26 protein-coding genes are annotated in these 22,175 nt (G+C 65.9%); 18 read left to right on the top strand and 8 right to left on the bottom strand.

Annotated features, from left to right (window positions below):
• Positions 1-32 precede the first annotated feature (32 nt).
• A complete protein-coding gene (gene trmL / locus LCI23_RS09180) occupies positions 33-503 on the bottom strand; it encodes a tRNA (uridine(34)/cytosine(34)/5-carboxymethylaminomethyluridine(34)-2'-O)-methyltransferase TrmL (protein ID WP_224946159.1) in 471 nt (156 codons plus the stop codon).
• 17 nt (positions 504-520) lie between these two features.
• Positions 521-1,312: a ComF family protein gene (locus tag LCI23_RS09175; RefSeq protein ID WP_224946158.1), complete on the bottom strand. Its 792-nt coding sequence runs from the start codon at positions 1,310-1,312 to the stop codon at positions 521-523.
• A gap of 97 nt (positions 1,313-1,409) precedes the next feature.
• Between LCI23_RS09175 and LCI23_RS09170 the strand changes: the two genes are divergently transcribed.
• The 7 genes from LCI23_RS09170 (at position 1,410) to LCI23_RS09140 (ending at position 7,315) form a co-directional block, all read left to right on the top strand.
• On the top strand, positions 1,410-2,300 hold the full coding sequence (locus LCI23_RS09170; RefSeq protein ID WP_224946157.1) for a methyltransferase domain-containing protein: 891 nt from the start codon (positions 1,410-1,412) through the stop codon (positions 2,298-2,300).
• Between the two features lie 336 nt (positions 2,301-2,636).
• Positions 2,637-3,824, top strand: a complete 1,188-nt coding sequence (coxB, locus tag LCI23_RS09165) for a cytochrome c oxidase subunit II (protein WP_224946156.1) — start codon at positions 2,637-2,639, stop codon at positions 3,822-3,824.
• A gap of 29 nt (positions 3,825-3,853) precedes the next feature.
• The gene (ctaD, locus tag LCI23_RS09160; RefSeq protein WP_224946155.1) at positions 3,854-5,458 is read left to right on the top strand and encodes a cytochrome c oxidase subunit I; all 1,605 of its coding nucleotides are present in this window, start codon (positions 3,854-3,856) and stop codon (positions 5,456-5,458) included.
• 3 nt (positions 5,459-5,461) lie between these two features.
• Positions 5,462-5,572: a cytochrome oxidase small assembly protein gene (locus LCI23_RS09155; RefSeq protein WP_224946154.1), complete on the top strand. Its 111-nt coding sequence runs from the start codon at positions 5,462-5,464 to the stop codon at positions 5,570-5,572.
• A 1-nt stretch (position 5,573) separates the two neighbouring features.
• Positions 5,574-6,152: a cytochrome c oxidase assembly protein gene (locus tag LCI23_RS09150; protein WP_224946153.1), complete on the top strand. Its 579-nt coding sequence runs from the start codon at positions 5,574-5,576 to the stop codon at positions 6,150-6,152.
• Complete coding sequence (locus tag LCI23_RS09145; RefSeq protein WP_224946152.1) at positions 6,153-6,374, top strand: DUF2970 domain-containing protein; 222 nt, start codon at positions 6,153-6,155, stop codon at positions 6,372-6,374.
• An 83-nt stretch (positions 6,375-6,457) separates the two neighbouring features.
• The gene (locus LCI23_RS09140) at positions 6,458-7,315 is read left to right on the top strand and encodes a cytochrome c oxidase subunit 3 (RefSeq protein WP_224946151.1); all 858 of its coding nucleotides are present in this window, start codon (positions 6,458-6,460) and stop codon (positions 7,313-7,315) included.
• A gap of 18 nt (positions 7,316-7,333) precedes the next feature.
• Here the strand turns inward: LCI23_RS09140 and LCI23_RS09135 are convergent, their stop codons facing one another.
• On the bottom strand, positions 7,334-7,534 hold the full coding sequence (locus tag LCI23_RS09135) for a twin transmembrane helix small protein (RefSeq protein ID WP_224946150.1): 201 nt from the start codon (positions 7,532-7,534) through the stop codon (positions 7,334-7,336).
• Positions 7,535-7,567: 33 nt separating this feature from the next.
• On the opposite strand from LCI23_RS09135, the gene LCI23_RS09130 reads away from it, so the two are divergent.
• From LCI23_RS09130 to map, 8 genes are all read left to right on the top strand, one after another.
• Positions 7,568-8,362, top strand: a complete 795-nt coding sequence (locus tag LCI23_RS09130; protein WP_224946149.1) for an SURF1 family protein — start codon at positions 7,568-7,570, stop codon at positions 8,360-8,362.
• The gene (locus LCI23_RS09125; RefSeq protein WP_224946319.1) at positions 8,349-8,972 is read left to right on the top strand and encodes a cytochrome C oxidase subunit I; all 624 of its coding nucleotides are present in this window, start codon (positions 8,349-8,351) and stop codon (positions 8,970-8,972) included. The genes LCI23_RS09130 and LCI23_RS09125 overlap by 14 nt, the downstream gene beginning before the upstream one ends.
• A gap of 14 nt (positions 8,973-8,986) precedes the next feature.
• Positions 8,987-10,123: a heme A synthase gene (locus LCI23_RS09120; RefSeq protein WP_224946148.1), complete on the top strand. Its 1,137-nt coding sequence runs from the start codon at positions 8,987-8,989 to the stop codon at positions 10,121-10,123.
• 62 nt (positions 10,124-10,185) lie between these two features.
• Complete coding sequence (gene cyoE, locus LCI23_RS09115) at positions 10,186-11,079, top strand: heme o synthase (RefSeq protein WP_224946147.1); 894 nt, start codon at positions 10,186-10,188, stop codon at positions 11,077-11,079.
• Positions 11,080-11,082: 3 nt separating this feature from the next.
• Positions 11,083-11,673 carry an SCO family protein gene (locus LCI23_RS09110; RefSeq protein WP_224946146.1) on the top strand — a complete coding sequence of 197 codons (591 nt, stop codon included), beginning with the start codon at positions 11,083-11,085 and terminating at the stop codon, positions 11,671-11,673.
• Positions 11,674-11,736: 63 nt separating this feature from the next.
• Positions 11,737-12,804 carry an AI-2E family transporter gene (locus LCI23_RS09105; protein WP_224946145.1) on the top strand — a complete coding sequence of 356 codons (1,068 nt, stop codon included), beginning with the start codon at positions 11,737-11,739 and terminating at the stop codon, positions 12,802-12,804.
• 110 nt (positions 12,805-12,914) lie between these two features.
• Positions 12,915-13,157: a ParD-like family protein gene (locus LCI23_RS09100; RefSeq protein ID WP_224946144.1), complete on the top strand. Its 243-nt coding sequence runs from the start codon at positions 12,915-12,917 to the stop codon at positions 13,155-13,157.
• The gene (gene map, locus LCI23_RS09095; RefSeq protein WP_224946143.1) at positions 13,154-13,915 is read left to right on the top strand and encodes a type I methionyl aminopeptidase; all 762 of its coding nucleotides are present in this window, start codon (positions 13,154-13,156) and stop codon (positions 13,913-13,915) included. The genes LCI23_RS09100 and map overlap by 4 nt, the downstream gene beginning before the upstream one ends.
• A gap of 16 nt (positions 13,916-13,931) precedes the next feature.
• Here map and LCI23_RS09090 read toward each other — a convergent pair whose 3' ends face one another.
• From LCI23_RS09090 to LCI23_RS09080, 3 genes are all read right to left on the bottom strand, one after another.
• Positions 13,932-14,354, bottom strand: coding sequence for an HIT family protein (locus LCI23_RS09090; protein WP_224946142.1), 423 nt, complete (start codon positions 14,352-14,354; stop codon positions 13,932-13,934).
• Between the two features lie 10 nt (positions 14,355-14,364).
• Entirely contained in the window at positions 14,365-14,616 is a 252-nt protein-coding gene (locus LCI23_RS09085) for a hypothetical protein (protein WP_224946141.1), read from the bottom strand.
• 67 nt (positions 14,617-14,683) lie between these two features.
• On the bottom strand, positions 14,684-16,351 hold the full coding sequence (locus LCI23_RS09080) for an ATP-binding protein (RefSeq protein WP_224946140.1): 1,668 nt from the start codon (positions 16,349-16,351) through the stop codon (positions 14,684-14,686).
• Between the two features lie 208 nt (positions 16,352-16,559).
• Here LCI23_RS09080 and LCI23_RS09075 point away from each other — a divergent pair, with 208 nt between their 5' ends.
• From LCI23_RS09075 to LCI23_RS09065, 3 genes are all read left to right on the top strand, one after another.
• Positions 16,560-18,389 carry an erythromycin esterase family protein gene (locus LCI23_RS09075; protein ID WP_224946139.1) on the top strand — a complete coding sequence of 610 codons (1,830 nt, stop codon included), beginning with the start codon at positions 16,560-16,562 and terminating at the stop codon, positions 18,387-18,389.
• Positions 18,390-18,768: 379 nt separating this feature from the next.
• Positions 18,769-19,026: a hypothetical protein gene (locus tag LCI23_RS09070; RefSeq protein ID WP_224946138.1), complete on the top strand. Its 258-nt coding sequence runs from the start codon at positions 18,769-18,771 to the stop codon at positions 19,024-19,026.
• Between the two features lie 193 nt (positions 19,027-19,219).
• Positions 19,220-19,774, top strand: a complete 555-nt coding sequence (locus tag LCI23_RS09065) for a hypothetical protein (protein WP_224946137.1) — start codon at positions 19,220-19,222, stop codon at positions 19,772-19,774.
• A gap of 25 nt (positions 19,775-19,799) precedes the next feature.
• On the opposite strand, the gene LCI23_RS09060 is transcribed toward LCI23_RS09065, so the two are convergent.
• Both LCI23_RS09060 and LCI23_RS09055 read right to left on the bottom strand, forming a co-directional pair.
• The gene (locus tag LCI23_RS09060; protein WP_224946136.1) at positions 19,800-21,146 is read right to left on the bottom strand and encodes a hemolysin family protein; all 1,347 of its coding nucleotides are present in this window, start codon (positions 21,144-21,146) and stop codon (positions 19,800-19,802) included.
• Positions 21,147-21,194: 48 nt separating this feature from the next.
• Entirely contained in the window at positions 21,195-22,103 is a 909-nt protein-coding gene (locus LCI23_RS09055; RefSeq protein WP_224946135.1) for a LysR family transcriptional regulator, read from the bottom strand.
• Positions 22,104-22,175: the final 72 nt, after the last annotated feature.

Below are 22,175 nucleotides of genomic sequence, written 5' to 3'. Positions count from 1 at the left end.
CGGTCCAGCCACGCCGGTCTGGCGTGCCATGCCTATGCACCGCCGGCGTAGCCGTTCTGGCGCCAGGCCTCGTAGACCACCACCGCCACCGTGTTGGACAGGTTCAGGCTGCGGTTGTCCGGCATCATCGGCAGGCGGATGCGCTGGGCCGGCGGGAAGCTTTCGCGCAGCGCCGGGTCCAGGCCGCGCGACTCGGCGCCGAACACGAACACGTCGCCCGGCCGGAAGCCCGCCTGGGCGAACGGCGCGGAGCCGTGGGTGGTGAGCGCGAACATGCGCGCCGGATCGGGGCGGGTATCCGCCAGGAAGGCGTCCCAGTCCTTGTGCACCTTCATGGTGGCGTAGTCGTGGTAGTCCAGGCCGGCGCGCCGCATCTTGGCGTCGTCGAGCGGGAAGCCGAGCGGCTCGACCAGGTGCAGCTGCACCCCGGTATTGGCGCACAGGCGGATGACGTTGCCGGTATTCGGCGGGATTTCCGGTTCGACCAGGACGACGTGGAACAAGTGGTTCTCCTTCGGGTTCAGTGGGGCGGCGTGCGCGCGAACACCAGGTTCGTCACGCGCGCCGCGCCGGCGCGCTTGAGCACGCCGGCCAGTTCATCGAGTGTGTGGCCGCTGCTCATGACGTCGTCGACCAGGCCGACGTGCCGTCCCGCCAGCGCGTCCGGGCTGCCCGCGAGGGCAAAGGCGCCGCGCACGTTGCGGCGCCGTTCGCCGGGCGCCATGCCGGACTGGGCCGCCGTATCCTGCGGCCGCGCCAGCAGCCGCGGCGCCAGCGCGCTTCCCAGCGTCCGTGCCAGCGGCCGCGCGATCTCGAGCGCCTGGTTGTAGCCGCGCTCGACCAGGCGGCGCGGCCCCAGCGGCACCGGGCACAGCAGGTCTGGCAGGGCCAGGCCGGGGCGGGCCAGCAGCGCATCGTGCAGGCGGCGCGCCATCCAGGGCGCCAGCGCCAGGCGCGCGCCGAACTTCAGCTGCAGCACCAGGCGGTCGACCGGGTCGGCATAGTCGCAGGCGGCCACGGTGGCGTCAAACGCGGGCGGCGCGGCCAGGCAAGCCCCGCAGCGGCGTGCGTCTTCCGGCGCGCCGGGCGGATTCACGCCGAACGTCTTCACGCCGAGCGTCTTCACGCCGAGCGGATTCGCGCAGCAGGGGCAGCGGCTGCGACCGTCCAGCACATACGCCGCGGTACAGGGCGCACACACGGCCGCGTCGCCCAGCGCGCCGCACAGCACGCAGCTGCAGGGGAGCAGGGCGCCGAGCCAGGTGCGCGGCCAGTGCCGCAGCGACAGTTGCGAGAGTTGCGGCAGGGACATCGGCTCGGCTCCGGGCAAGTTCGGCGCAAGCATGTACACTGCCGCCATTATCTCATTTGTCAGCCCGACCACCATGGCTTCACCACAACCCTCCCGGATGAGCGCACCGATCGACCCGGCGCGCGTCCAGGCCCTGTTCGCCCAACCCGCCCGCGTCGCGCCTTCCGACTTCCTGCGCCGCGAGATCGCCGCCCGCATGCACGAGCGCCTGCAGCTGGTGAAAATCGTCCCGAAACAGGTGCTCGACGCCGGCTGCGGCGCCGGGGCCGACCTGGCCCTGCTGCAGAAAACCTATCCGGCCGCCCAGATCCTGGGCATCGACGCCGCGCCGGCCATGGCGGCCGCCGCGCGGGCGCCGGCGCCGGCCACCCGCTCGCTGAACCAGATGCTCAGCCGCCTGCTGCCGGCCAAGGCCGGCGTCGACCTGCTGTGCGGCGACTTCGGCAATCTCCCCTTCGGACCGAACGCGCTCGATCTGCTGTGGTCGAACCTGGCGCTGCACTGGCACCCGCAGCCCGACCGCGTGTTCGCCGAGTGGCGCCGCGTGCTGCGGGTCGACGGCCTGCTGATGTTTTCCTGTTTCGGTCCGGACACCTTCGCCGAGCTGCGCACGGCCTTCGCCGCGCTCGACGAGGGCCCGCATACCTTGCCCTTCGTCGACATGCACGACTTCGGCGACCAGCTGGTGGAGGCCGGTTTTTCGACCCCGGTAATGGACATGGAACGCATCACGGTCACCTACGACAGCGCAGCCAGCCTGCTGGCCGACGTGCGCGCACTGGGTGGCAATCCGCTGGCCACCCGCCGCCGCGGCCTGGTCGGACGGGCAGCCTGGCAACGCGTGCTGGACGCCTTCGAGGCCCAGCGCCGTCCCGACGGCAAGCTCGGCCTGAGCTTCGAAGTCATCTATGGCCATGCCTTCCGTCCGGCGCCGCGCACGACAGCGGCAGGGGAGGCGATCGTGCGTTTCCAGCCCCGCAAGCCTTAATAACTTGCGGCAACAATGGCGCCCGATTTTCCTTGAATAAAAATTACTGATTTGTTTATAATCAGTGGCTATTTTTGTCGCCTGCACGAGAAAAACGCTGAAAAAAGCAGCAGTCCAGGCGCAAAAATAGAATTGAATTGCAGCATTAGCAGAGCCGTCCGCAGCCGCTAGCATCGCGCTAGCGTAGTGGACGTGCAGGTTCCCCACCGTTTCCGCAGCGCAATTTCGCGGTGCAGGTATGAACCGTTCTGCGAAATATGTTTCGGAGCGGCGGCAGTTCGTTCATGGAGCGGCCGACCGTTAAAAATATTTTTATTTTGGGTGGTTGGGGACAACATGACATACGCATCGCGACTTGGGGCCTGGATGTTCGGCCTCGCAGCAACGGCCGGCATCCCGGCATGGGCGGCTCCGGAAATCACGGGCCGGCCGGTCGAACACCAGTTGAACATGCAGACCCCGGTCAACGCCCTCGGCGCTGACATCTACGGCCTGCACAACGGCATGATGCTGGTCTGCCTGGCGATCTTCATCGGCGTATTCGGCGTCATGTTCTATTCGGTGTTCAAGCACCGCAAGTCGCTCGGCCACAAGCCCGCCACCTTCCACGAATCCACCGCGGTCGAGATCGCGTGGACCGTCGTTCCCTTCCTGATCGTCATCATCATGGCCTTCCCGGCCACCAAGGCCGTGATCGCGCTGAAGGACACCTCGAACGCCGACATCACCATCAAGGCCACCGGCATGCAGTGGAAATGGGGCTACGACTACCTGACCGGCGAAGGCGAGGGCATCTCCTTCCTGTCGAACCTGGCCACCCCGCGCGCCCAGATCGGCCTGCCGGGCCAGGAAGCCACCGAAAAGAAGACCGAGAACTACCTGATGGAAGTCGACAACGAGATGGTGGTCCCGGTCGGCAAGAAGATCCGCATGGTGTTCACCGCCAACGACGTGATCCACGCCTGGACCATCCCGGCCTTCGCCATCAAGCAGGATGCCATCCCCGGCTTCGTGCGCGACGGCTGGTTCACGGCCAACAAGGTCGGCGTCTACCGCGGCAACTGCGTCGAACTGTGCGGCAAGGACCACGCCTTCATGCCGATCGTGGTGCGCGTCGTCACCGATGCCGAATACACCGCCTGGGTCGATACCAAGAAGAAGGAAATGGCCGCCCTGGCCGACGACCCGAACAAGGTCTGGACCATCGATGAACTGAAGACCCGCGGCGAGCAGGTGTATGCCGCCAACTGCGTGGCCTGCCACCAGGCCAATGGCAAGGGCATCCCGAACGCCTTTGCTCCGCTGGACGGCTCGCAGGTGGTGCAGGGCGCCAAGGCGCATCAGGTCGAGGTGCTGCTCAACGGCCAGGACACCCCGGCCTACCCGTCGGCGATGCCGGGCTGGAAGCAGCTGTCGGATACCGAGATCGCCGCCGTGATCACCTATACCCGCAACACCTGGTCGAACAAGGCCGCGGAAAACATCGTGCAACCGGCAGAAGTGCTGGCCGCGCGCAGCAAGTGATATAGCTATCTAGCTTCAGGGAAATCGCCATGACTACCAGTACCATCGATCACGCACACGACGGCCACGACCACGCTCACGATCATGCGCACGACCATCCGCACGGCTACCGCCGCTGGCTGTTCGCCACCAACCACAAGGACATCGGTACCCTGTACCTGTGGTTCTCGTTCATCATGCTGCTCTCGGGCGGCGTGCTGGCGCTGATGATCCGTACCGAGCTGTACCAGCCGGGCCTGCAGTTCTTCCGTCCCGAGTTCTTCAACCAGCTGACCACCATGCACGGCCTGGTGATGGTGTTCGGCGCGATCATGCCGGCCTTCGTCGGCTTCGCGAACTGGATGATCCCGCTGCAGGTGGGCGCTTCCGACATGGCCTTCGCGCGCATGAACAACTTCTCGTTCTGGCTGCTGCCGCCGGCTGCGATCCTGCTCGCGGGTTCGTTCTTCTCGCCGGGCGGCGCCACTGCCGCCGGCTGGACTTTGTATGCGCCGCTGTCGACCCAGATGGGCCCGGGCATGGACATGGCGATCTTCGCCATGCACATCATGGGCGCCTCGTCGATCATGGGCTCGATCAACATCATCGTCACCATCCTGAACATGCGCGCGCCGGGCATGACCCTGATGAAGATGCCGATGTTCTGCTGGACCTGGCTGATCACCGCCTTCCTGCTGATCGCCGTGATGCCGGTGCTGGCGGGCGCGATCACCATGACCCTGACCGACCGCCACTTCGGCACCTCGTTCTTCAACGCGGCCGGCGGCGGCGACCCGGTGATGTACCAGCACATCTTCTGGTTCTTCGGCCATCCCGAGGTCTACATCATGATCCTGCCGGCCTTCGGCATCGTCTCGCAGATCATCCCGGCCTTTGCCCGCAAACCGCTGTTCGGCTACGCCTCGATGGTGTACGCGACCGCCTCGATCGCGATCCTGTCCTTCATCGTCTGGGCCCACCACATGTTCACCACCGGCATGCCGGTGACCGCGCAGCTGTTCTTCATGTACGCCACCATGCTGATCTCGGTGCCGACCGGCGTGAAGGTGTTCAACTGGGTCGCCACCATGTGGAAGGGCTCGATGACGTTCGAGACCCCGATGCTGTTCGCGGTCGGCTTCATCTTTGTCTTCACCATGGGCGGCTTCACCGGCCTGATCCTGGCGGTGACCCCGATCGACATCATCGTCCACGACACCTATTATGTCGTCGCGCACTTCCACTACGTGCTGGTGGCGGGTTCGCTGTTCGCCCTGTTCGCGGGCTTCTACTACTGGGCGCCGAAGTGGACCGGCCACATGTATCCGGAATTCCGCGGCAAGGTCCACTTCTGGGCCTCGCTCATCACCTTCAACATCACCTTCTTCCCGATGCACTTCCTGGGCCTGGCCGGCATGCCGCGCCGCTATGCGGACTATGCCACCCAGTTCACCGACTTCAACATGATCGTGTCGATCGGCGCCTTCGGCTTCGGCCTGACCCAGGCCTACTTCCTGTTCTTCGTGATCCTGCCGACCATCCGTGGCGGCAAGAAAGCGGAAGCCAAGCCATGGGAAGGCGCGGAAGGCCTGGAGTGGACCGTGCCGAGCCCGGCGCCTTTCCACACCTTCGAAACCCCGCCGCTGGTGAAATAAATCATGGCTACCCAGGCACAGAAGAAGAGCAACCTGAAGACGGCCCTGGTGCTGGGCGGGATCGCGCTGGTCTTCTTCGCCAGCGTGTTCGTCAAGTTCACCTGGCTGAGCTGAGATGGCCTCGATCAGCCAGCGTGTTCGCCGCCTGAACCGCTCCACCCTGGGCAAGCTGGTGGTGGTGGCGGTGGCGATGTTCGGCTTCGGCTATGCGCTGGTGCCGGTGTACCGCCAGATCTGCGAGGTACTCGGCATCAACGTGCTGACCCAGAAGGGCGACTTCGTCGCCGCGCCCGTGAACTCGCAGGTCGACCAGACGCGCAGCATCGTCGTCGAGCTCGATGGCAATTCCCAGGGGCCGTGGCGCTTCCGGCCGACCCAGCGCAGCATCACCGTGCATCCGGGCGAGCTGGTCACGGTCACCTACGAGGTAGTCAACAAGCAGGGCAGGGCGATCAAGGCGCAGGCCATCCCGAGCTATGCGCCGCATAGCGTGACGCCGCATTTCAAGAAGGTGGAATGCTTCTGCTTCCAGGAGCAGACCCTGCAGGCCAACGAGGCGCGCCAGATGCCGGTGGTGTTCTTCATCGACCCGGCGCTGCCGCGCGAGGTGAAGAACATCACGCTCTCGTACACCTTCTTCGAGATCGGCGCAGCGGTGCAGACCGCGGCGGCCGGCGCAGGGAAGGTACGGTAGATGGCGGACCAACCGCAGCAGCAGGTGCACAAGCGGCCGCCCAGCTTCCTGGCCACGATGAAGGCCGTGTTCTGGTCCTTCTTCGGCGTGCGCAAGCGCCGCGACTATGAGCAGGACGCGGCCAGGCTGAACCCGGTGCACGTGATCATCGCCGGCCTGCTCGGGGCGGCCCTGTTCATCGGCCTGCTGCTGCTGGTCGTGCGCTTCGCGGTGGCGCAGTAAGCCGGCAGGCGAGCAAGGCCTTAACAAGTTTCAGCGACACACGAATCACCCAAAAATTCAAAGAGTAGATTGAGGAGATGAAAATGAGTTCGCCACATACCGCGCCCTATTATTTCGTGCCGGGCCCATCGCGCTGGCCGATGTTCGCCGGCCTTTCGCTGCTCGTGACCATGGCCGGCGCCTCGGGCTGGGTCAACAGCGCCCCCTGGGGACCGGCCGTGTGCCTGGCCGGCATCGCCGCCACCCTGCTGGTGCTGTATTTCTGGTTCGGCGACGCCATCGGCGAATCCGAGTCGGGCATGTACGGCAAGCGGATCGATGTTTCCTACCGCTGGTCGATGAGCTGGTTCATCTTCTCGGAAGTGATGTTCTTCGGCGCCTTCTTCGGCGCGCTGTTCTACGCCCGCGCGGTGAGCATGCCCTGGCTGGCCGACCTCGACCACAAGATCCTGTGGCCGGACTTCGCGCCGACCTGGGGCAACACCGGCCCGGCCGGCGTGGTGGACAGCTTCCAGACCATGGGGCCGTTCCCGATCCCGACCATCAACACCGCGCTGCTGCTGATGTCGGGCGTGACCCTCACCATCTCGCACCACGCGCTGCGCCTCGGCCAGCGTGGCAAGACCGCCTTCTGGCTGGCCGCCACCATCCTGCTGGGCGCGGTCTTCATGGGCTTCCAGGTGTACGAGTACATGCACGCCTACCAGGAACTGAACCTGAAGCTGACCTCGGGCATCTACGGCTCGACCTTCTTCATGCTGACCGGCTTCCACGGCTTCCACGTGACCATGGGCGCGATCATGCTGTCGGTGATACTGTACCGTGTGCTCAAGGGCCACTTCACGGCGGACAACCACTTCGGCTTCGAAGGCGCGGCCTGGTACTGGCACTTCGTCGACGTCGTGTGGTTGGGGCTGTACGTGGTCGTGTACTGGCTGTAAGCAGGGTGGGCGGAGCGCTCAGCGGAGACCGGTGGGGGCGATCCACCCCATCTTGTAGGCGGCCAGCAGGCACAGGAACAGGGTGATCGACAGGCCGACCCGCATCGCCAGCGCATGCACGGTCCGGTTGCTCTGGCCCTTGTCGCGCATCAGGAAGAACAGGGCCGAGGCCAGGCTGGCCAGGATCAGGATGAAGGCAATCGCAACAAACAGTTTCATGGTCGGCCCGGTCAAGGTGAAGGTTGCATTGTAATGCGGTTCCGTTTCCATTTTCGCCTGATTCCCTTCATCGCCGCATGCCTTCTCGCTACGCTGGGCATTGCGCTGGGTAACTGGCAACAGGGCAGGGCCGCCGCCAAGCTCGCCATCCAGGAACGGCTGGCCGCGCGCGCCAGCCAGCCCCCGGTGAGCCTGCACAGCGCCATCGCCGGCGCCACGGCGCCCCTGGCCGACGCGCTCGCCTACCGCCGCGTGCGCCTCACCGGACGCTTCGTCGCCGACTGGCCCCTGTTCCTGGCCAACCGTCCGATGGCCGGCCGCGCCGGCTATTATCTCGTCATGCCTTTCAAGGTCGCGGACTCGGCCGTTTCCGTGCTGGTGCTGCGCGGGTGGTTGCCACGCGCCGCGGAATACGGCAAGCTGCCGGCGTTCGACACGCCCGCCGGCGACATCACGATCGAAGGGACCGTGGTGGCCTCGGCCGGCCAGGTGATGGACCTGGGCCGGCCGGCGCCGCTGGCGCCGGGCGCCATCGTCCAGAACATCGACACCGCCGCCGCCGCCGCGGCCACCGGCATGCTGCTGCAGAACTTTTATGTGCAGCAGACCAGCCCGGACCAGACGGACGGGCCCGAGGTGCGCCTGTTGCGCACCTGGCCCTCGCCGGCGAGCGGCATCGACAAGCACCGCGGCTACGCCTTCCAGTGGTATGCGCTGGCGGCCATGGCCGTGCTCTTCTTTGTAATCACAGGATTCCGACGTGGATCAAAACAAGCTAAAGCAGGAAAACGTGAAGCACACCATGCAACAGGCGATGCCGGGCCCTGATCCGGCCGCCGCCCCGGCTAGCGACCAGATGAAAGCGCGGCGCTCGGGCCGCTGGAAACTGCTGGCCGTGCTGCTGGTGTGCGCGGCGCCAATCATCCTGTCCTACCTGACCTATTACGTCATCAAGCCGGAAGGGCGCACCAACTACGGCACCCTGATCGACCCGCGCACCCGGCCGATCCCGGCGATGGCCAGCACCACCCTCGACGGCCGTCCCGAGACGCTGCAGCAGTACGCCGGCAAATGGATCATGCTGAAGGTCGGCGGCGGCGAATGCCTGGAGGCCTGCCAGAAGCAGCTGTTCGCGATGCGCCAGTGGCGCCTGATGCAGGGCAAGAACATGGACCGCATCGAGCGGGTCTGGCTGGTGACCGATGCGCGTCCGCTCGACACGATGACGATCCGCAACTACGACGGCATGCGCCTGCTGCGCGCGCCGCAGGACAGCGTCAAGGCCTGGCTGCCGGTGGAAGCGGGCGGCACGCCCGAGCAGCACATCTACCTGATCGACCCGCTGGGCAACCTGATGATGCGCTTCCCGGCCGATCCGGACGTGCGCAAGGTATACAAGGACATCGCCAAGCTGCTCAAGGCATCGGCGATCGGCTGAAGGCGGACTGGACAATGCAAGCGTCTTCCCTGCTGCAACTGGGCCTGATGGGCCTGCTGGTGGCCATCCTGCCGCTCTCGATGGTGTGGATGTCCTCGGATCCGAACAAGTTCCGCAAGCTGGTCTGGGTCGCCGTGTTCCTGACCTTCGACCTGATCGTGTTCGGCGGCTTCACCCGCCTGACCGATTCCGGCCTCGGCTGCCCGGACTGGCCGGGCTGCTACGGCATGGCCAATCCCTTCCTGGCGCACGAGCAGATCGCCGCGGCCGAGGCGGCGATGCCGACCGGCCCGGTGACCGTCGCCAAAGCCTGGATCGAGATGATCCACCGCTACCTGGCGATGGGCATCGGCGTGATCATCATGGCCCTGCTGGTCACCGCCATCGTCCAGTGGCGCAAGACCAGGATGCAGGCCTTCAAGCCGGGCATCCCGCTGGCCCTGTTCGTGTTCGTCTGCATCCAGGGCGCCTTCGGCGCCTGGACCGTCACCCTCAAGCTGCAGCCGGTGATCGTCACCATCCACCTGCTGCTGGGCATGGGTCTGCTGGCCCTCTTGACCTGGCTGGGCGGGCGCGAAGATTTCCTGATGCATCCGCCGCCGCCCTCGGCCGCCTCGGATGGCGGCGACGCGCGCCTGCGCGCGGTGCGCCGCCTGGCCATCCTGGCCGCGGCGGTGATCACGCTGCAGATCGCGCTGGGAGGATGGGTGAGCACTAACTACGCTACCCTGGCTTGTGACGAGTTCCCCTTGTGCGACGGCCGCGTGGTGCCGGAAATGGATTTCGAGCACGGATTCCACCTGTGGCGCGAACTGGGCAAGACGGCGGCCGGGCATTACCTGCCGTTCTCGGCCCTGGTCGCGATCCACTGGGTGCACCGCAATGCCGCCCTGGTCGTGGTGGCGGTCGTGGGGCTGCTGGTGTGGCGTGCAGGGCGCCATGCCTACCTGGCCAAACATGCGCGCTGGCTCGCCATCGTGCTGGGGGTGCAGCTGCTGACGGGGATCGCCACCGTCTATCTCGATTTCCCGCTCGCTATTGCTGTAATGCATAACGCCGGGGCGGCGCTGCTGGTCCTGCTGGTGACCATGTTAAACTATCGGGTGAAACAGCAACTTGACGTGAACCGCGCAGCGCGGCCCGCAGCATGAGGCCCGCCGCGTTTCCGCCCGCCGCGGCGCTGCCGCGTTCCGAGCCAGCCAGTCCCCCATCGATGACGACCCAGACCGCCCTCCATAAACCGCCGAGCCGCGCCGCCCAGTACTGGAGCCTGACCAAGCCCCGGGTCACGCAGCTGGCCGTGTTCTGCGCGGTCATCGGGATGTTCCTGGCGACCGACGGTTTCCCGGGCTGGCGGGTGCTGGTCGCTGGCACGGTCGGCATCTGGCTGCTGGCCGGCGCCGCCTTCGCCGTGAACTGCCTGGTCGAGGCGCAGATCGACGCGCGCATGGCGCGCACCGCGCGCCGCGCCACCGCGCGGGGCGAGCTCACCAGCACCCAGACGATCGTGTTCTCGACCGTCATCGGCGGCCTCGGCATGTATGTACTGTATGCCTTCGTCAATCCGCTCACCATGTGGCTGACCTTCGTCACCTTCGTCGGCTATGCCTTCATCTACACCATGCTGCTCAAGCCGGCCACGCCGCAGAACATCGTGATCGGCGGCCTGTCCGGCGCCATGCCGCCGGCCCTGGGCTGGGCCGCGGTGGCGGGCGAGGTGCCGATGCAGGCCTGGCTGCTGGTCCTGATCATCTTCGTCTGGACCCCGCCGCACTTCTGGGTGCTGGCCATGTACCGGCGCGAGGATTACGCCCGTTCCGGCCTGCCGATGCTGCCGATCACCCACGGCATGGCCTACACGGGCCTGCAGGTCTGGCTGTATACCATCGCGCTGGCGGCCACCACCCTGCTGCCCTTCGCCGTCGGCATGAGCGGCCTGATCTACCTGGCGGCGGCGGTGGCGCTCAACGCGGTCTTCCTGCGCCACTCCTGGCGTGTGCATAAGCACTACAGCGACCTGGCCGCGCGCAAGGCTTTTGCCTGGTCGATCGTCTACCTGTCGCTGCTGTTCGCCGCATTGTTGGTGGACCATTACTTCAAGTTCTAAGCCATGAAAAAACTGCTGAGTGCGCTGATGCTGGCGGCGGCTGTCCTTGCCGCCGGCTGCGACAAACTGACCACCAGGACGCCCGCTTTCCACAGCACCGACATCACCGGCCTCGAGTACGCCAAGGGCTTTGCGCTGACCGACCACACGGGCAAGCCGCGCACGCTGCAGGACTTCCGCGGCAAGCTGGTGGTGCTGTTCTTCGGCTACACCCAATGCCCGGACGTGTGTCCGACCACGATGGCCAAGATGGCGGCCGTGATGAAGGATCTCGGCCCGGCGGCGAAGGACGTGCAGGTGCTGTTCGTCACCCTCGACCCGGAACGCGACACCCGGGAGCTGCTGGCCGCCTACGTGCCCGCTTTCGACCCCGGCTTCATCGGCCTGTACGGCGACGGGGAGGCCACCGCCCGCACGGCAAAGGAGTTCAAGGTCTTCTACCAGAAGCGTCCGTCCGGCGACGACCCGAAGAACTACACGGTGGACCACATGACGGGCAGCTACGTGTTCGACCGCGAGGGCAGGGTGCGCCTGCTGGTGCGCCACGAAGCCGAACCGGGGGCGATCGCCGCCGACCTGCGCCAGCTGCTCTGAGGCCGGGCCCGGCCCGGCCGGTCTGCTGTTATGATGGCAAAAACGCCACTCGACAGGGACCGCATGGAAGCACGCCCAGGCCGCAACTACACCCGCATCGCCATCGTCGTCCTGCTGACGCTGGGCTGCCTCTACGTCCTCAAGCCCTTCCTGGCCGCGATCCTGTTCGCGGCCTGCGTCGTGATCTCTTCCTGGCCCCTGTACCTGCGCCTGCAGGACGCCATGCGCGGCCACCGCACGCTGGCGGCGCTCACCATGACGCTCTCGCTCACCCTGCTGATCATCATCCCGCTGTCGATGGTGGCCTACAACCTGGCCGATGACGTCGCGCGCGGCTTCACCGAGCTGCGCCAGGCGATCGAACACCGCGCGCTGATGCCGCCGCCGTGGGTGCGCGACATTCCGCTGGTGGGCGACTCCATCGATATCTACCTGCGCCGGCTGGTCGCCAGCCGCGAGGAGATGATCGCGCTGGCCCAGCGCATGCTGGAACCGGCGCGCCGCTACCTGCTGGCGGGCGGCCTGATGCTGGGCACCGGCGTGGTCCAGCTCAGCCTGGCCGCCTTCGTCAGTTTCTTCTTCTACCGCGACGGCAAGGCCCTGCTCGAGGTGGTGACGGTGATGATGCAGCGGGTGATGGGCGCGGATGCCGAATCGGTCTCGAACACGGTCGGCCAGACCGTGCGCGGCGTGATGTATGGCCTGCTCGGCACCGCGCTGGCGCAGGCGCTGGTGGCGGCGATCGGCTTCACGATCGCCGGCGTGCCGGCGGTGCCGCTGCTGTCGGTGATGGTGTTCATCTCGTCCCTGATCCCGGTCGGCCCGCCCATCATCTGGGGCGGCGCGGCGTTCTGGCTGTTCCTGCAGCATGAAACCGGCTGGGCGATCTTCATGGTGATCTGGGGCGCGGTATTGATCAGCGGCGTCGACAACATCGTGCGTCCGATGCTGATCAGCCGCGGCAGCAGCCTGCCTTTCCTGCTCACCTTGCTCGGCGTGCTGGGCGGGGTGATCGCCTTCGGCTTCGTCGGCATGTTCATCGGCCCGACCCTGCTGGCCGTGGGCTACTCCCTGATGACCGACTGGACCGGGACGCCGGACCGCGTGATCCGCCAGGACACGGGCGCCTGAAGCACCCCTGAGCCGTTTGCGCTACCGCTTCAGGGGCGGCATGGCCCGCTTGCGTCCTGCACGACAGTGGATATATACTTTGTATATGGATCATATATGGAGTATATAGAATGGGCATCGTTAATATCGACGAAGAAGTGCACGACCACATCCGCAAGGCCAGTTCGGTATCCTGCCGCTCGATCAACGGGCAGGCGGCGTTCTGGATCAAGATCGGCATGCTGTGCGAAATGAATCCGACCCTCAGTTTCAACGAGATCGTCACGCGCGAACTGCGGGAAGCGGGCGTGGTCCCCGAGGCGGTCCGGATGGCGGGAGGCGTGCCCGCGGCGCTCAAGGCGCCGGCGGCATGATCAAGCGGCCCGAGGAGATCGCGCTGATGGCCGAATCCGGCCGGCTGCTGGCGGCGGTGTTCACCCACCTGGACGGCCTGGACCTGGCCGGCATGTCGACCATGGCCATCAACGACCTGGTCGAGCGCTTCATCGTCGACACGCTCGGCGCCCGCCCGGCCAGCAAGGGCCAGTACGGCTTTGCCTATGTCCTCAACAGTTCGCGCAACCAGGTCGTCTGCCACGGCGTGCCCTCGGAGGGAGAGACCGTGCGTGACGGCGATATCATCAACCTCGACATCACGCTGGAGAAGAACGGCTACATCGCCGACTCCAGCAAGACCTACCTGGTCGGCGCGGTGGCGCCGGCGGCCAGGCGCCTGGTGCAGGTATGCTACGAGGCCATGTGGAAGGGCATCCGGGCCGTGCGCCCCGGCGCCCGGCTGGGCGAAGTCGGACACGCGATCGAGCGCCACGCGCGCCGCCATGGCTATGCGGTGGTCAGGGACTACTGCGGACACGGCATCGGCCGCGCCATGCACGAGCCGCCGCAGGTGCTGCACTGGGGCCAGGCGCGCAGCGGCCCCGTGCTGCGCGAAGGGATGACGTTCACGATCGAACCGATGCTGAACCAGGGCGGGCACGCGGTGCGCACCGAAGCCGATGGCTGGACGGTGGTGACCTGCGACGGCCAGCTGTCGGCGCAGTTCGAGCACACCGTGGCGGTCACCCGGGATGGCGTGCGGGTGCTGACCCTGCGTCCTGGCGAGCGGCCCTGAGCCGGCCTCCGCGCGGCTAGGCGGGAAGGGCGGCGATGATGCGCGCGGCGAGTGCGCGCAGCTCCGCGGCATCCGCGTGCACCGCCGCATGCGGCTTGAGCGCCGCCGCCGCCTCGCGCGGGACAATGTGGCAGTGCACATGCGGCACGGTCTGTCCCGCCGCGCTGCCGTTGAACTGGGCAATCATGATGCCCGGCGCCCCCAGCGCGGCCTTGACCGCCGCCGCGACTTTCTTCGTGGTGCGGATGCAGGCCGCGGCGCCCTCGTCGGAGAGCGCGAACAGCTCGGCCGCCGGCTCCTTCGGCAACACCAGCACGTGACCGGGCGCCTGCGGCATGATGTCCATGATCGCGAGCGTGAGTGCGTCTTCGTAGACCTTCACGCAAGGCAGTTCGCCGCCCAGGATCCTGGCAAAGGGGTTGGTGTTGTCGTAATCCATGTCCGCTCCATCAAACGGGTGTGCCGCCGTTGTCCTGTGCCTGCGCCTCCACATGCCAGCTCATCATGCCCCACATGAAGCTGTAGAACAGCCCGAACACTAGCACGCTGGCGAAGCCGCCGGCCACATAGAACCACATCGGCAGCGCGACCTGGCCCAGCCAGGAGAAGGTCTTGAGCGCCGCGGTGGAGAAAGTCAGGGCGAAGGCAAAGAAGGCCAGCTGGACCGGCAAGGGAGGGATAAAGCGCGGGAAGGGACGCATCGGTGAGGCCATATCGACATAAAACCCGACGATAGCACGCGCGCAGGGCGCCAGGATTCACGCATTGTCACGGCCGTGGCGCCGCCAGCACGCTGCGCAGGCGTTCGAAGTCGATCGGCTTGGTGAGGTGGTGGTCAAAGCCGGCATCGAAGGCGCGCTGGCGGTCTTTTTCCTGGCCCCAGCCGGTGGCCGCGATCAGGCGCATGCCGCGCCCGGCGTCCAGCGCGCGCAGGCGCTGCGCCAGTTCATAGCCGTTCAGGTCGGGCAGGCCGATATCGAGCAGGGCTACCTCGGGAGCGAACTCCTGCACCAGCGCCAGCGCCGCGCCGGCGCTGTTGGCGGTGCGTACCTCGCAGCCGAACTGCTCGAGCGCCATCAGGAGCATGTCGGCGGCGTCGGCATTGTCGTCCACCACCAGGATGCGCGCCGGCGCAGGCCAGGCTGGCGCCGCCGCCTGTGCCCGCGCCCGTGCTGCATCTTGCGCCAGCGGCAGGCGCACCGTGAAGCGGCTGCCCCGGCCTTCGCCTTCGCTGTCGGCGGCGATGCTGCCGCCATGCAGCTCGACGATGCCGCGCGCCAGCGACAGCCCGATGCCGAGCCCGCCGCGCGCGCGCTTGAGCGCCGGTTCCAGCTGCGAGAACATGTCGAACACCGTGCCCAGCGCATGCGGCGGCAGGCCGATGCCGTTGTCGCTGACCGCGAGGACGGCGTGCGCGCCGGTGCCGCGATCTTCCTCGACCATCAGCGACAGCCCGATGCGCCCGCCCGGCGGCGTGTACTTGGCGGCGTTGGTAAGCAGGTTGACCAGTACCTGGTTGATGCGGGTCGGGTCGGCATCCACCGTGACCGGCTGTTCCGGCAGCGCCAGTTCCAGGCTGTGCTGCGCCTGTTCCATCAGGCCCGCGGTGTCGCACACGGCGGCGCGCGCGAGGGCCGCCAGGTCGACGGCTTCGCGCCGCAGCTCCATCTTGTCCTGGGTGATGCGCGAGACTTCCATCAGGTCGTCCACCAGGTGGGTCAGGTGGTGCAGCTGGCGGTCGAACACGCCCAGCAGGCGTGCGTTGGGTCCCTCGGCCGCGGGCGTGCGCCGCATCACCTCGAGCGCGCTGCGCAGCGGCGCCAGCGGATTGCGCAGCTCGTGCGACAAGGTGGCCAGGAATTCATCCTTGCGCCGGTCGGCGGCGCACAGGGCGTCGTTCAGGTCCCGCAGCTGGCGTTCGGCGTCGCGCCGCGCTTCCAGCGCTTCCTCGGCCAGCTTGCGCGCATGGCGCAGTTCGCGTTCATAGGACTGGCGTTCGGTGGCCATGAACAGGGCCCACTGGTCGCGCAGCCGGCCGCCTTCGCGGCGGCGCACGATGTTCACCAGCATCGGCAGGCGGGTGCCGTCGCGGTGGCGCAGGTCGATCTGCAGCTCCGCCACCGAGCCGCGGCCCTCCAGCACGGGCATGCAATGGGTGTAGTGAAACAGGCGCGCGCCAGCCGTCATCAGGTCCTGGATGCGCACGATGCCGGCCAGTTCGGATGGCGCGAAGCCGAGCCAGCCGCAGGCGGTGCCGTTGGCGCGCAGCAGCAGGCCATCGGTATCGGCCAGCAGCAGGCCGCAAGGGGCATGTTCATACAACTTGTCGCCGTCGTGGCCGTCGTGGCCGTTGCGGCCAGCCTGGCCATGGTGCTGATCGTGGCCCTCGTGGCGGGCCCGGCCCATCGCGCTGCTGTTGCGGACTTGCATGCTCATCGTCGCTCTCCCGGTCGGGCTGCGGTGGGGAATGCCTCAACGCTGAGTATGCGTCAAGAATATTGCAAGCGCAACAACTTTGTGACCTCGGTCCACTTGCGACCCTGCGTGACAATCTGCGATGTTTTTGGCTGTTGCCGCTTGTTATGCTGAGCATCGTTAACAGGTCAGCTACCGTGCCATTCACGCTTGGCTTCCGAGGAACCACATGCCCAACACGCGCTTGACCCATGCACTCGCCGCAGTCCTGCTGACCGGTACGCTGCAGGCTGCCGCCCAGGAACTTCCTCTCCCCAATCCGCAACTGCGCGACTGGGACAAGGCGCAGGGCGGCCCGGTGTTGTGGAAGACGGGCCTGAACGGCTATCTGGCTGAGCAGGTGTGCGATGCGGCGCCACCGGCGCCCTGCGCCGTGAAGCTGAGCGCAACGGCGGGGCGGGCGGCCGGGCAGCTCGGGGCCATGTACCATGATCTGCCAGTCGCCGCGGCGCGCGCCCGGACGCTGACGCTGTCGGGAAGGATACGGTCCCAGGGGGTCAACGATGGCTGGGCCGGCTTGTTCGCGAGCGTGCGCGCGAACGGCAAGGTAGTCGCCTACAAGAATTCGGCGGAAGAGGGCGCGCGCGGGGACAGCGAGTGGCGCCCATTCAGGATCGTCGTGCCGGTCGCTTCAAACGCGGAAACGGTGCGGGTTGGCGCCATGATGACGGGAAGCGGCAGCGCCTGGTTCTCCGACCTGAAGCTGGTGGCGAATGGAGAGGGCAAGCTGGCACCTGCCGTTCCCGGGGATGGGCAAGTTCCGCCACAGCCGGCGCTCCCGCAAGCCTTGCTGGACGACGACGCGCTGCGCTTGCCGGCGGCGGCCGTGCCGGGCGTTCGTCCCGACTGGCGTCGCGACGTGCTGGCACATCGCCATCCGATCCGCTCCCTGTTCAGCGAGGATTTCTCCGATCTTGCCTTCCTCGGACCATTGCTCGGCGATCGACGCATCGTCCAGCTGGGCGAGAGCAGCCATGGCGTCGCCGAGTTCAACTGGATGAAGGTGCGGCTGATCAAATTCCTCCACGAAAAGCTCGGCTTTGACGTGATTGCGTTCGAAAGTTCGATGACGGACTGCGACGCTGCCGGCGCAGCGGCTGCGGCGGAAAGCCCGGAGAAGACCATGCGCTCCTGCCTGTTCGCTATCTGGCACACCGACGAGGTGCTGGCCCTGTTCGATTATGTACGCAAGACCCAGGCCAGTTCGCGTCCGCTGCGTGTTACCGGTTTCGATAACCAGCCAAGCAGCGGCTCTGGCGCCACCAGCGGTCGCTTCCGCACGATGCTCGAGATCGTCGATCCGGCCGCCGTGCCTGCCCTGTTGCAGCATGAAGCCAAGCTGAAGACGATCGACAAGGACAATGCGGAGGGCTTGCTTGCCTACTACACAGGCTTGCTGCGCACCCTGGAACAGCACCGCGCACGCCTGCTGGCGCACCTGGGGGACCGTCCCAACCAGGTCGACCTCGCCATCCGGGAAGCGCGCTCGCGGATCGCCTTCGTCCACATGCGCATGGTGCCGGCAGCGGAAGGCAACGGGGTGAGGGATCGCGCGATGGCCGACAACCTGGACTTCGTGCTCGACAAACTGTATCCGAAGCAGAAAGTGATCGTGTGGGCCCACAACGCGCACATTGCCCACGCCCCCGAGCACGCCGAAAGCTGGAAACCGATGGGCGCCTGGCTGGCGGAGCGGCGCCGTTCCGAGCTTTACACGCTGGGCCTGTACATGGGACGCGGCGCTGGCGCCTTCAACAATCGCCGCACCTACGGGATCCTGCCTCCCGCGGCCGATTCGTTCGAAGCGCTCCTCGCCAATGGCGGCTACAAGATGAGCCTGATTGATTTCTCCCGTCCGCAGGGGCAGCCGGACGCCGCCTGGCTGAACACCAGCCTCGGGGCCAGGTCATGGGGAGTCAGGGCCGTCCAGCTCGTGCCGGCACACCATTATGATGGCGTGCTCTACATCGATACCGTGAAGCCGCCGCAGTATCGCTAGTCTTGCCCTTGGGCCAACTGCCGGCAGCCCGATCCTTTCCTGTGCGGGCCAGGCCATGTGTTTCGATTGCCAGGAAAGTTGAGCTTGTGACGAGGCGAGAGCTTGCAGGGTGGTGGTGGCAGCGGAATTCGCTCCATTACAGCAGGGATTTCGTACAGGCAGACGAAGGAAGAACGTGCGGTTCACTTCCTGTGCAAGCAGCATGGCAACCACGTGGTGAGCATGAGGAACAGGGCTCGCAACTGGGATGGCCGGCTTGCGTTGGCCCAAAATGATCCGTCGACAGCGGCTGATAACAGGTTAAATTGGCGATAAGTGCATATCTGCATTCGGCCAGAAGCTGGCCTGCCAAGACATAAGCAATAGAGGAGTAACACGCTTGTTTTTCATTAAATTCATGGGTTTTTCTGCGATCGGCTCAGCATTTGTTGTGTGGTGGTTCATGCTTGAAGGTCTTTGGACAGGTCGTATCGAGTTCACGACAAAAGGCAGCATAGGGGAAAGTTGGTATTCCAGAATCGATTCGCCGAATGCTTTCTGGATCGTCATCGGTCTGCACTTTTTGTTTGGCGTGCTATTTCTGAGTATTGCCTACTTTATCCTGCGGAATGATCAGCCTCGCGCATCATTGGACTGAATCGCGTGCCGGTTCAGGCGAATCCTGCGCTAAGGTCTGCAATGGGTCGATGGCAGAGTTTTGGTAGGTTCGTCGCTTTGACAATCGTAGCAAGGTATGGTCCGCAGGGCCCATGGAGACAGGTGCGGCCAGCGACGGACGCGAAGGATGCGCATGGCTCCGCGGACTTTTACGCTGTATGGGGTGCACCGGCATGCTGATGAAGCGACGGATTTCACGAAATCAGCTGCTGGCGACCATGCTCCTGCTGGGCTCGTCGCCAGCGCTCGCCATTCCGCCACCGCCGCCCGAGCCTGCAAGGCTGCGCATCGCCAGGATGACCGCAACGGTTCAGCTGATCGAAGCGACGAATGGCATAGTCGCCAGGATCACCGAGCTATGCAAGGTGAGTGGCAGGATCCCCGTCTATTCCGACGATGGCAGGCGCGCCTACGCGCACGGCTGGCGTATTCCGGGCTGCAGCATGTCGTGGAATGGACGGAAACTGGATGTAGACGTCCGGGGAGCGAAAGCGGTGTCGAAGCGGCGCGCTACCTATGCGCGTGCCAGCGTGTCTGTCGTGCCACCGGATGCCAAACCGCTGTGTCCGGATATATGCGGCCCACAGCCCCTGGCCGACGCGATGGCGGAAGTGCGGGTCAGCGGCACGCCGAAACGGATGGCGTTCAGCTTGAACGCCAATGCCGTGTCGATGCTGAACGCCAGGCCCACCGTCTGGCTCGAGGCCGAGGTGGAGATCGCTGACTGAGCCGCCGCCGGCAGCGCGGCACTGCTCAGTCGTGTTCCTCGTCCACGTCGGCGCGCTGCACGTGCGGATAGACCTTCACCAGCAGGATGCGTGGCCCGTTCATCTTCTTGACCACCACGTCGAAGTGCGGGAAGCCGATGCGCTGGCCCTGTTTCGGGATGTCGCCCAGCTTGGCCATCAGGAGGCCGCCCACCGATTCGACGTCGTCCAGGCCCATTTCCTCGTTGTCGATGTCGATCCCGAGCAGGCGCTCGAGCGAGAAGATCGGCAGGCTGGCCTTGCCGATAAACGTGCCGTCGGGCTGCGACATCCAGTCGTTCTCGTTCATCCGGAACTCGTCGCGGATCTCGCCCACCATCGCGCCCAGCAGGTTGTCGAGCGTGATGAAGCCGACCGGGCGCTTGCCCTTCTCGCCGATCAGGGCGAAGTGCGGGGCGCCGCTCCTGAAGCGGCGGAAGATGTCCTGGGCCGGGGTGCGCGCCGAGATCGTCTCGACCGGGCGCAGGTGCTGGGTCAGGTCGGTGATGACGCGCCCGGCCTGCTGGGCGAAGAACAGGTCCTTCAGGTGGATCACGCCCAGCACTTCCTCGCCCTCCTCGTCGAAGTAGGGGTAGCGCGAGAAGCGATTACGGCGCACCGTCTCCATGTTTTCCTCGAGCGATCGGCTGGCGTACAGGGCGCTCACCTCGTTGATCGGGCGCATCAGGTCGGAGACCGCAAGCTGGCTGAAATCGAGCGACTGGGCCAGGATGTTGCGCTCGTCATTCGTGAACTTCTCGCCCGGCGCGCTGGTATTGGAGCGCAGGATCATCTTCAGCTCGTCGGTGGAATAATGGGTCTCGTGGCTGCCGCTGCCGGCCAGGCCGGCGATGCGCAGCACCATGTTGGCGCTGGCATTGAGCAGCCAGATCGCCGGGTACATGGCCCAATAGAATGCGTACAGGGGAATCGCGCACCACAGCGCCACCACTTCGGGAATCCGGATCGCCAGCGATTTCGGGGCCAGTTCGCCCACCACGATGTGGAGGAAGGAGATCACCGAGAAGGCCACCACGAAGGACACGCCATGGATCAGTTCGGGGGAAGTCACGCCCAGCATGGCGAACACCGGTTCCAGCAGGCTGGCGAAGGCCGGCTCGCCGACCCAGCCCAGGCCGAGCGAGGCTAGGGTGATGCCGAGCTGGCAGGCGGACAGGTAGGCGTCGAGCTTGTCGTGGACCTTGCCGAGGATGCGTCCGCGCACGCCGCTGGTCTTGGCGATGGCGCGCACGCGGGTCTTGCGCAGCGTGACGATGCTGAATTCCGCCGCCACGTAGAAGCCGTTCAGCGCCACCAGGAACAGGGCAAGAACGACGAAAAGAAAGTTTTGCATTGAAGAGTGTGAAATTAAAAAATGGCAATAGCCGCCAACATTGTAACGTCATGTGCCAGCCAGAACCCCTTTGTGGACGGCCGAGAGGATGGCTTCCACCGCCGGGTGCTTGATCTTGCGCTCGTTCGAGACGGCATAGAAGTGTTCGCGCACTTGCGGCACGCGGCCCACCAGCACGGCGCCGAACTGTTCCTCGATGTCCTGGGCCAGCGCCGCGGGCGCGAAGAACAGGCCGAGGCCGCGCCGGCCAAAGGTGGTGAGCAGGGCGTTGTCCTCGAACTCGCCGACCACGTCCGGCCGCACGCCGCTGAGCTCGAACCATTCGTCGATCTTGCCGCGCAAGGCATTATTCCGGGTCGGCAGCAGGAAGGGCGCGCCGTTCAGCGAACGCGGGAAATCCGCGCCCCAGGCCCCGGCCAGGCCGGGCGCGCCGGCCACGATGGTCTCGCTGTCGCTCAGCAGGTGGCTGAACACGCGCAGAGTGGTGCCCGAGCGCACCGCGCGGTCGGTCAGCACCACGTCCAGCTTGTGCAGGGCCAGGTCGGCCAGCAGTTCGTCGAATTCCCCCTCATAGCACACCATGCGTACCGGACGCGGCAGCTGGGTCGCGATCTCGAGCAGGCGGTAGGCGGTCAGCTTGGGCAGCGAATCGGAAATCCCGACCGTGAGCCGGGTGCGGCCGCTGTCGGACTCGCTCAAGGCTTCCTGCATCTGCTCGCCCAGCAGGAAGATCTGGTCGGCATACGAGAGCGCCAGGCGCCCGGCCTCGGTCAGGTTCAGGCGCCGGCCCTGCTGGGTGAACAGGGATTTGCCAAGAGACATCTCCAGCTGGGACAGCTGGGTGCTGACGGTCTGGATGGCAAGACCCAGCCGCTCGGCCGCGCGCGTGATGCTGCCCTCCTTGGCGACTACCCAAAAGTAGTAGAGGTGGCGGAAATTCGGGGGCGTATGGTTCATCGCTTCTGTTTTTGCGAAGTAATTGTTCGATTATCTTCGCTTTTTAATGATGAAGGCAAGCCTCATACTGCG

The organism is Massilia sp. MS-15, assembly GCF_020176695.1.
Lineage (GTDB): Bacteria > Pseudomonadota > Gammaproteobacteria > Burkholderiales > Burkholderiaceae_D > Telluria > Telluria hydrophila.
This window is presented reverse-complemented; position numbering and strand designations above follow the sequence as displayed.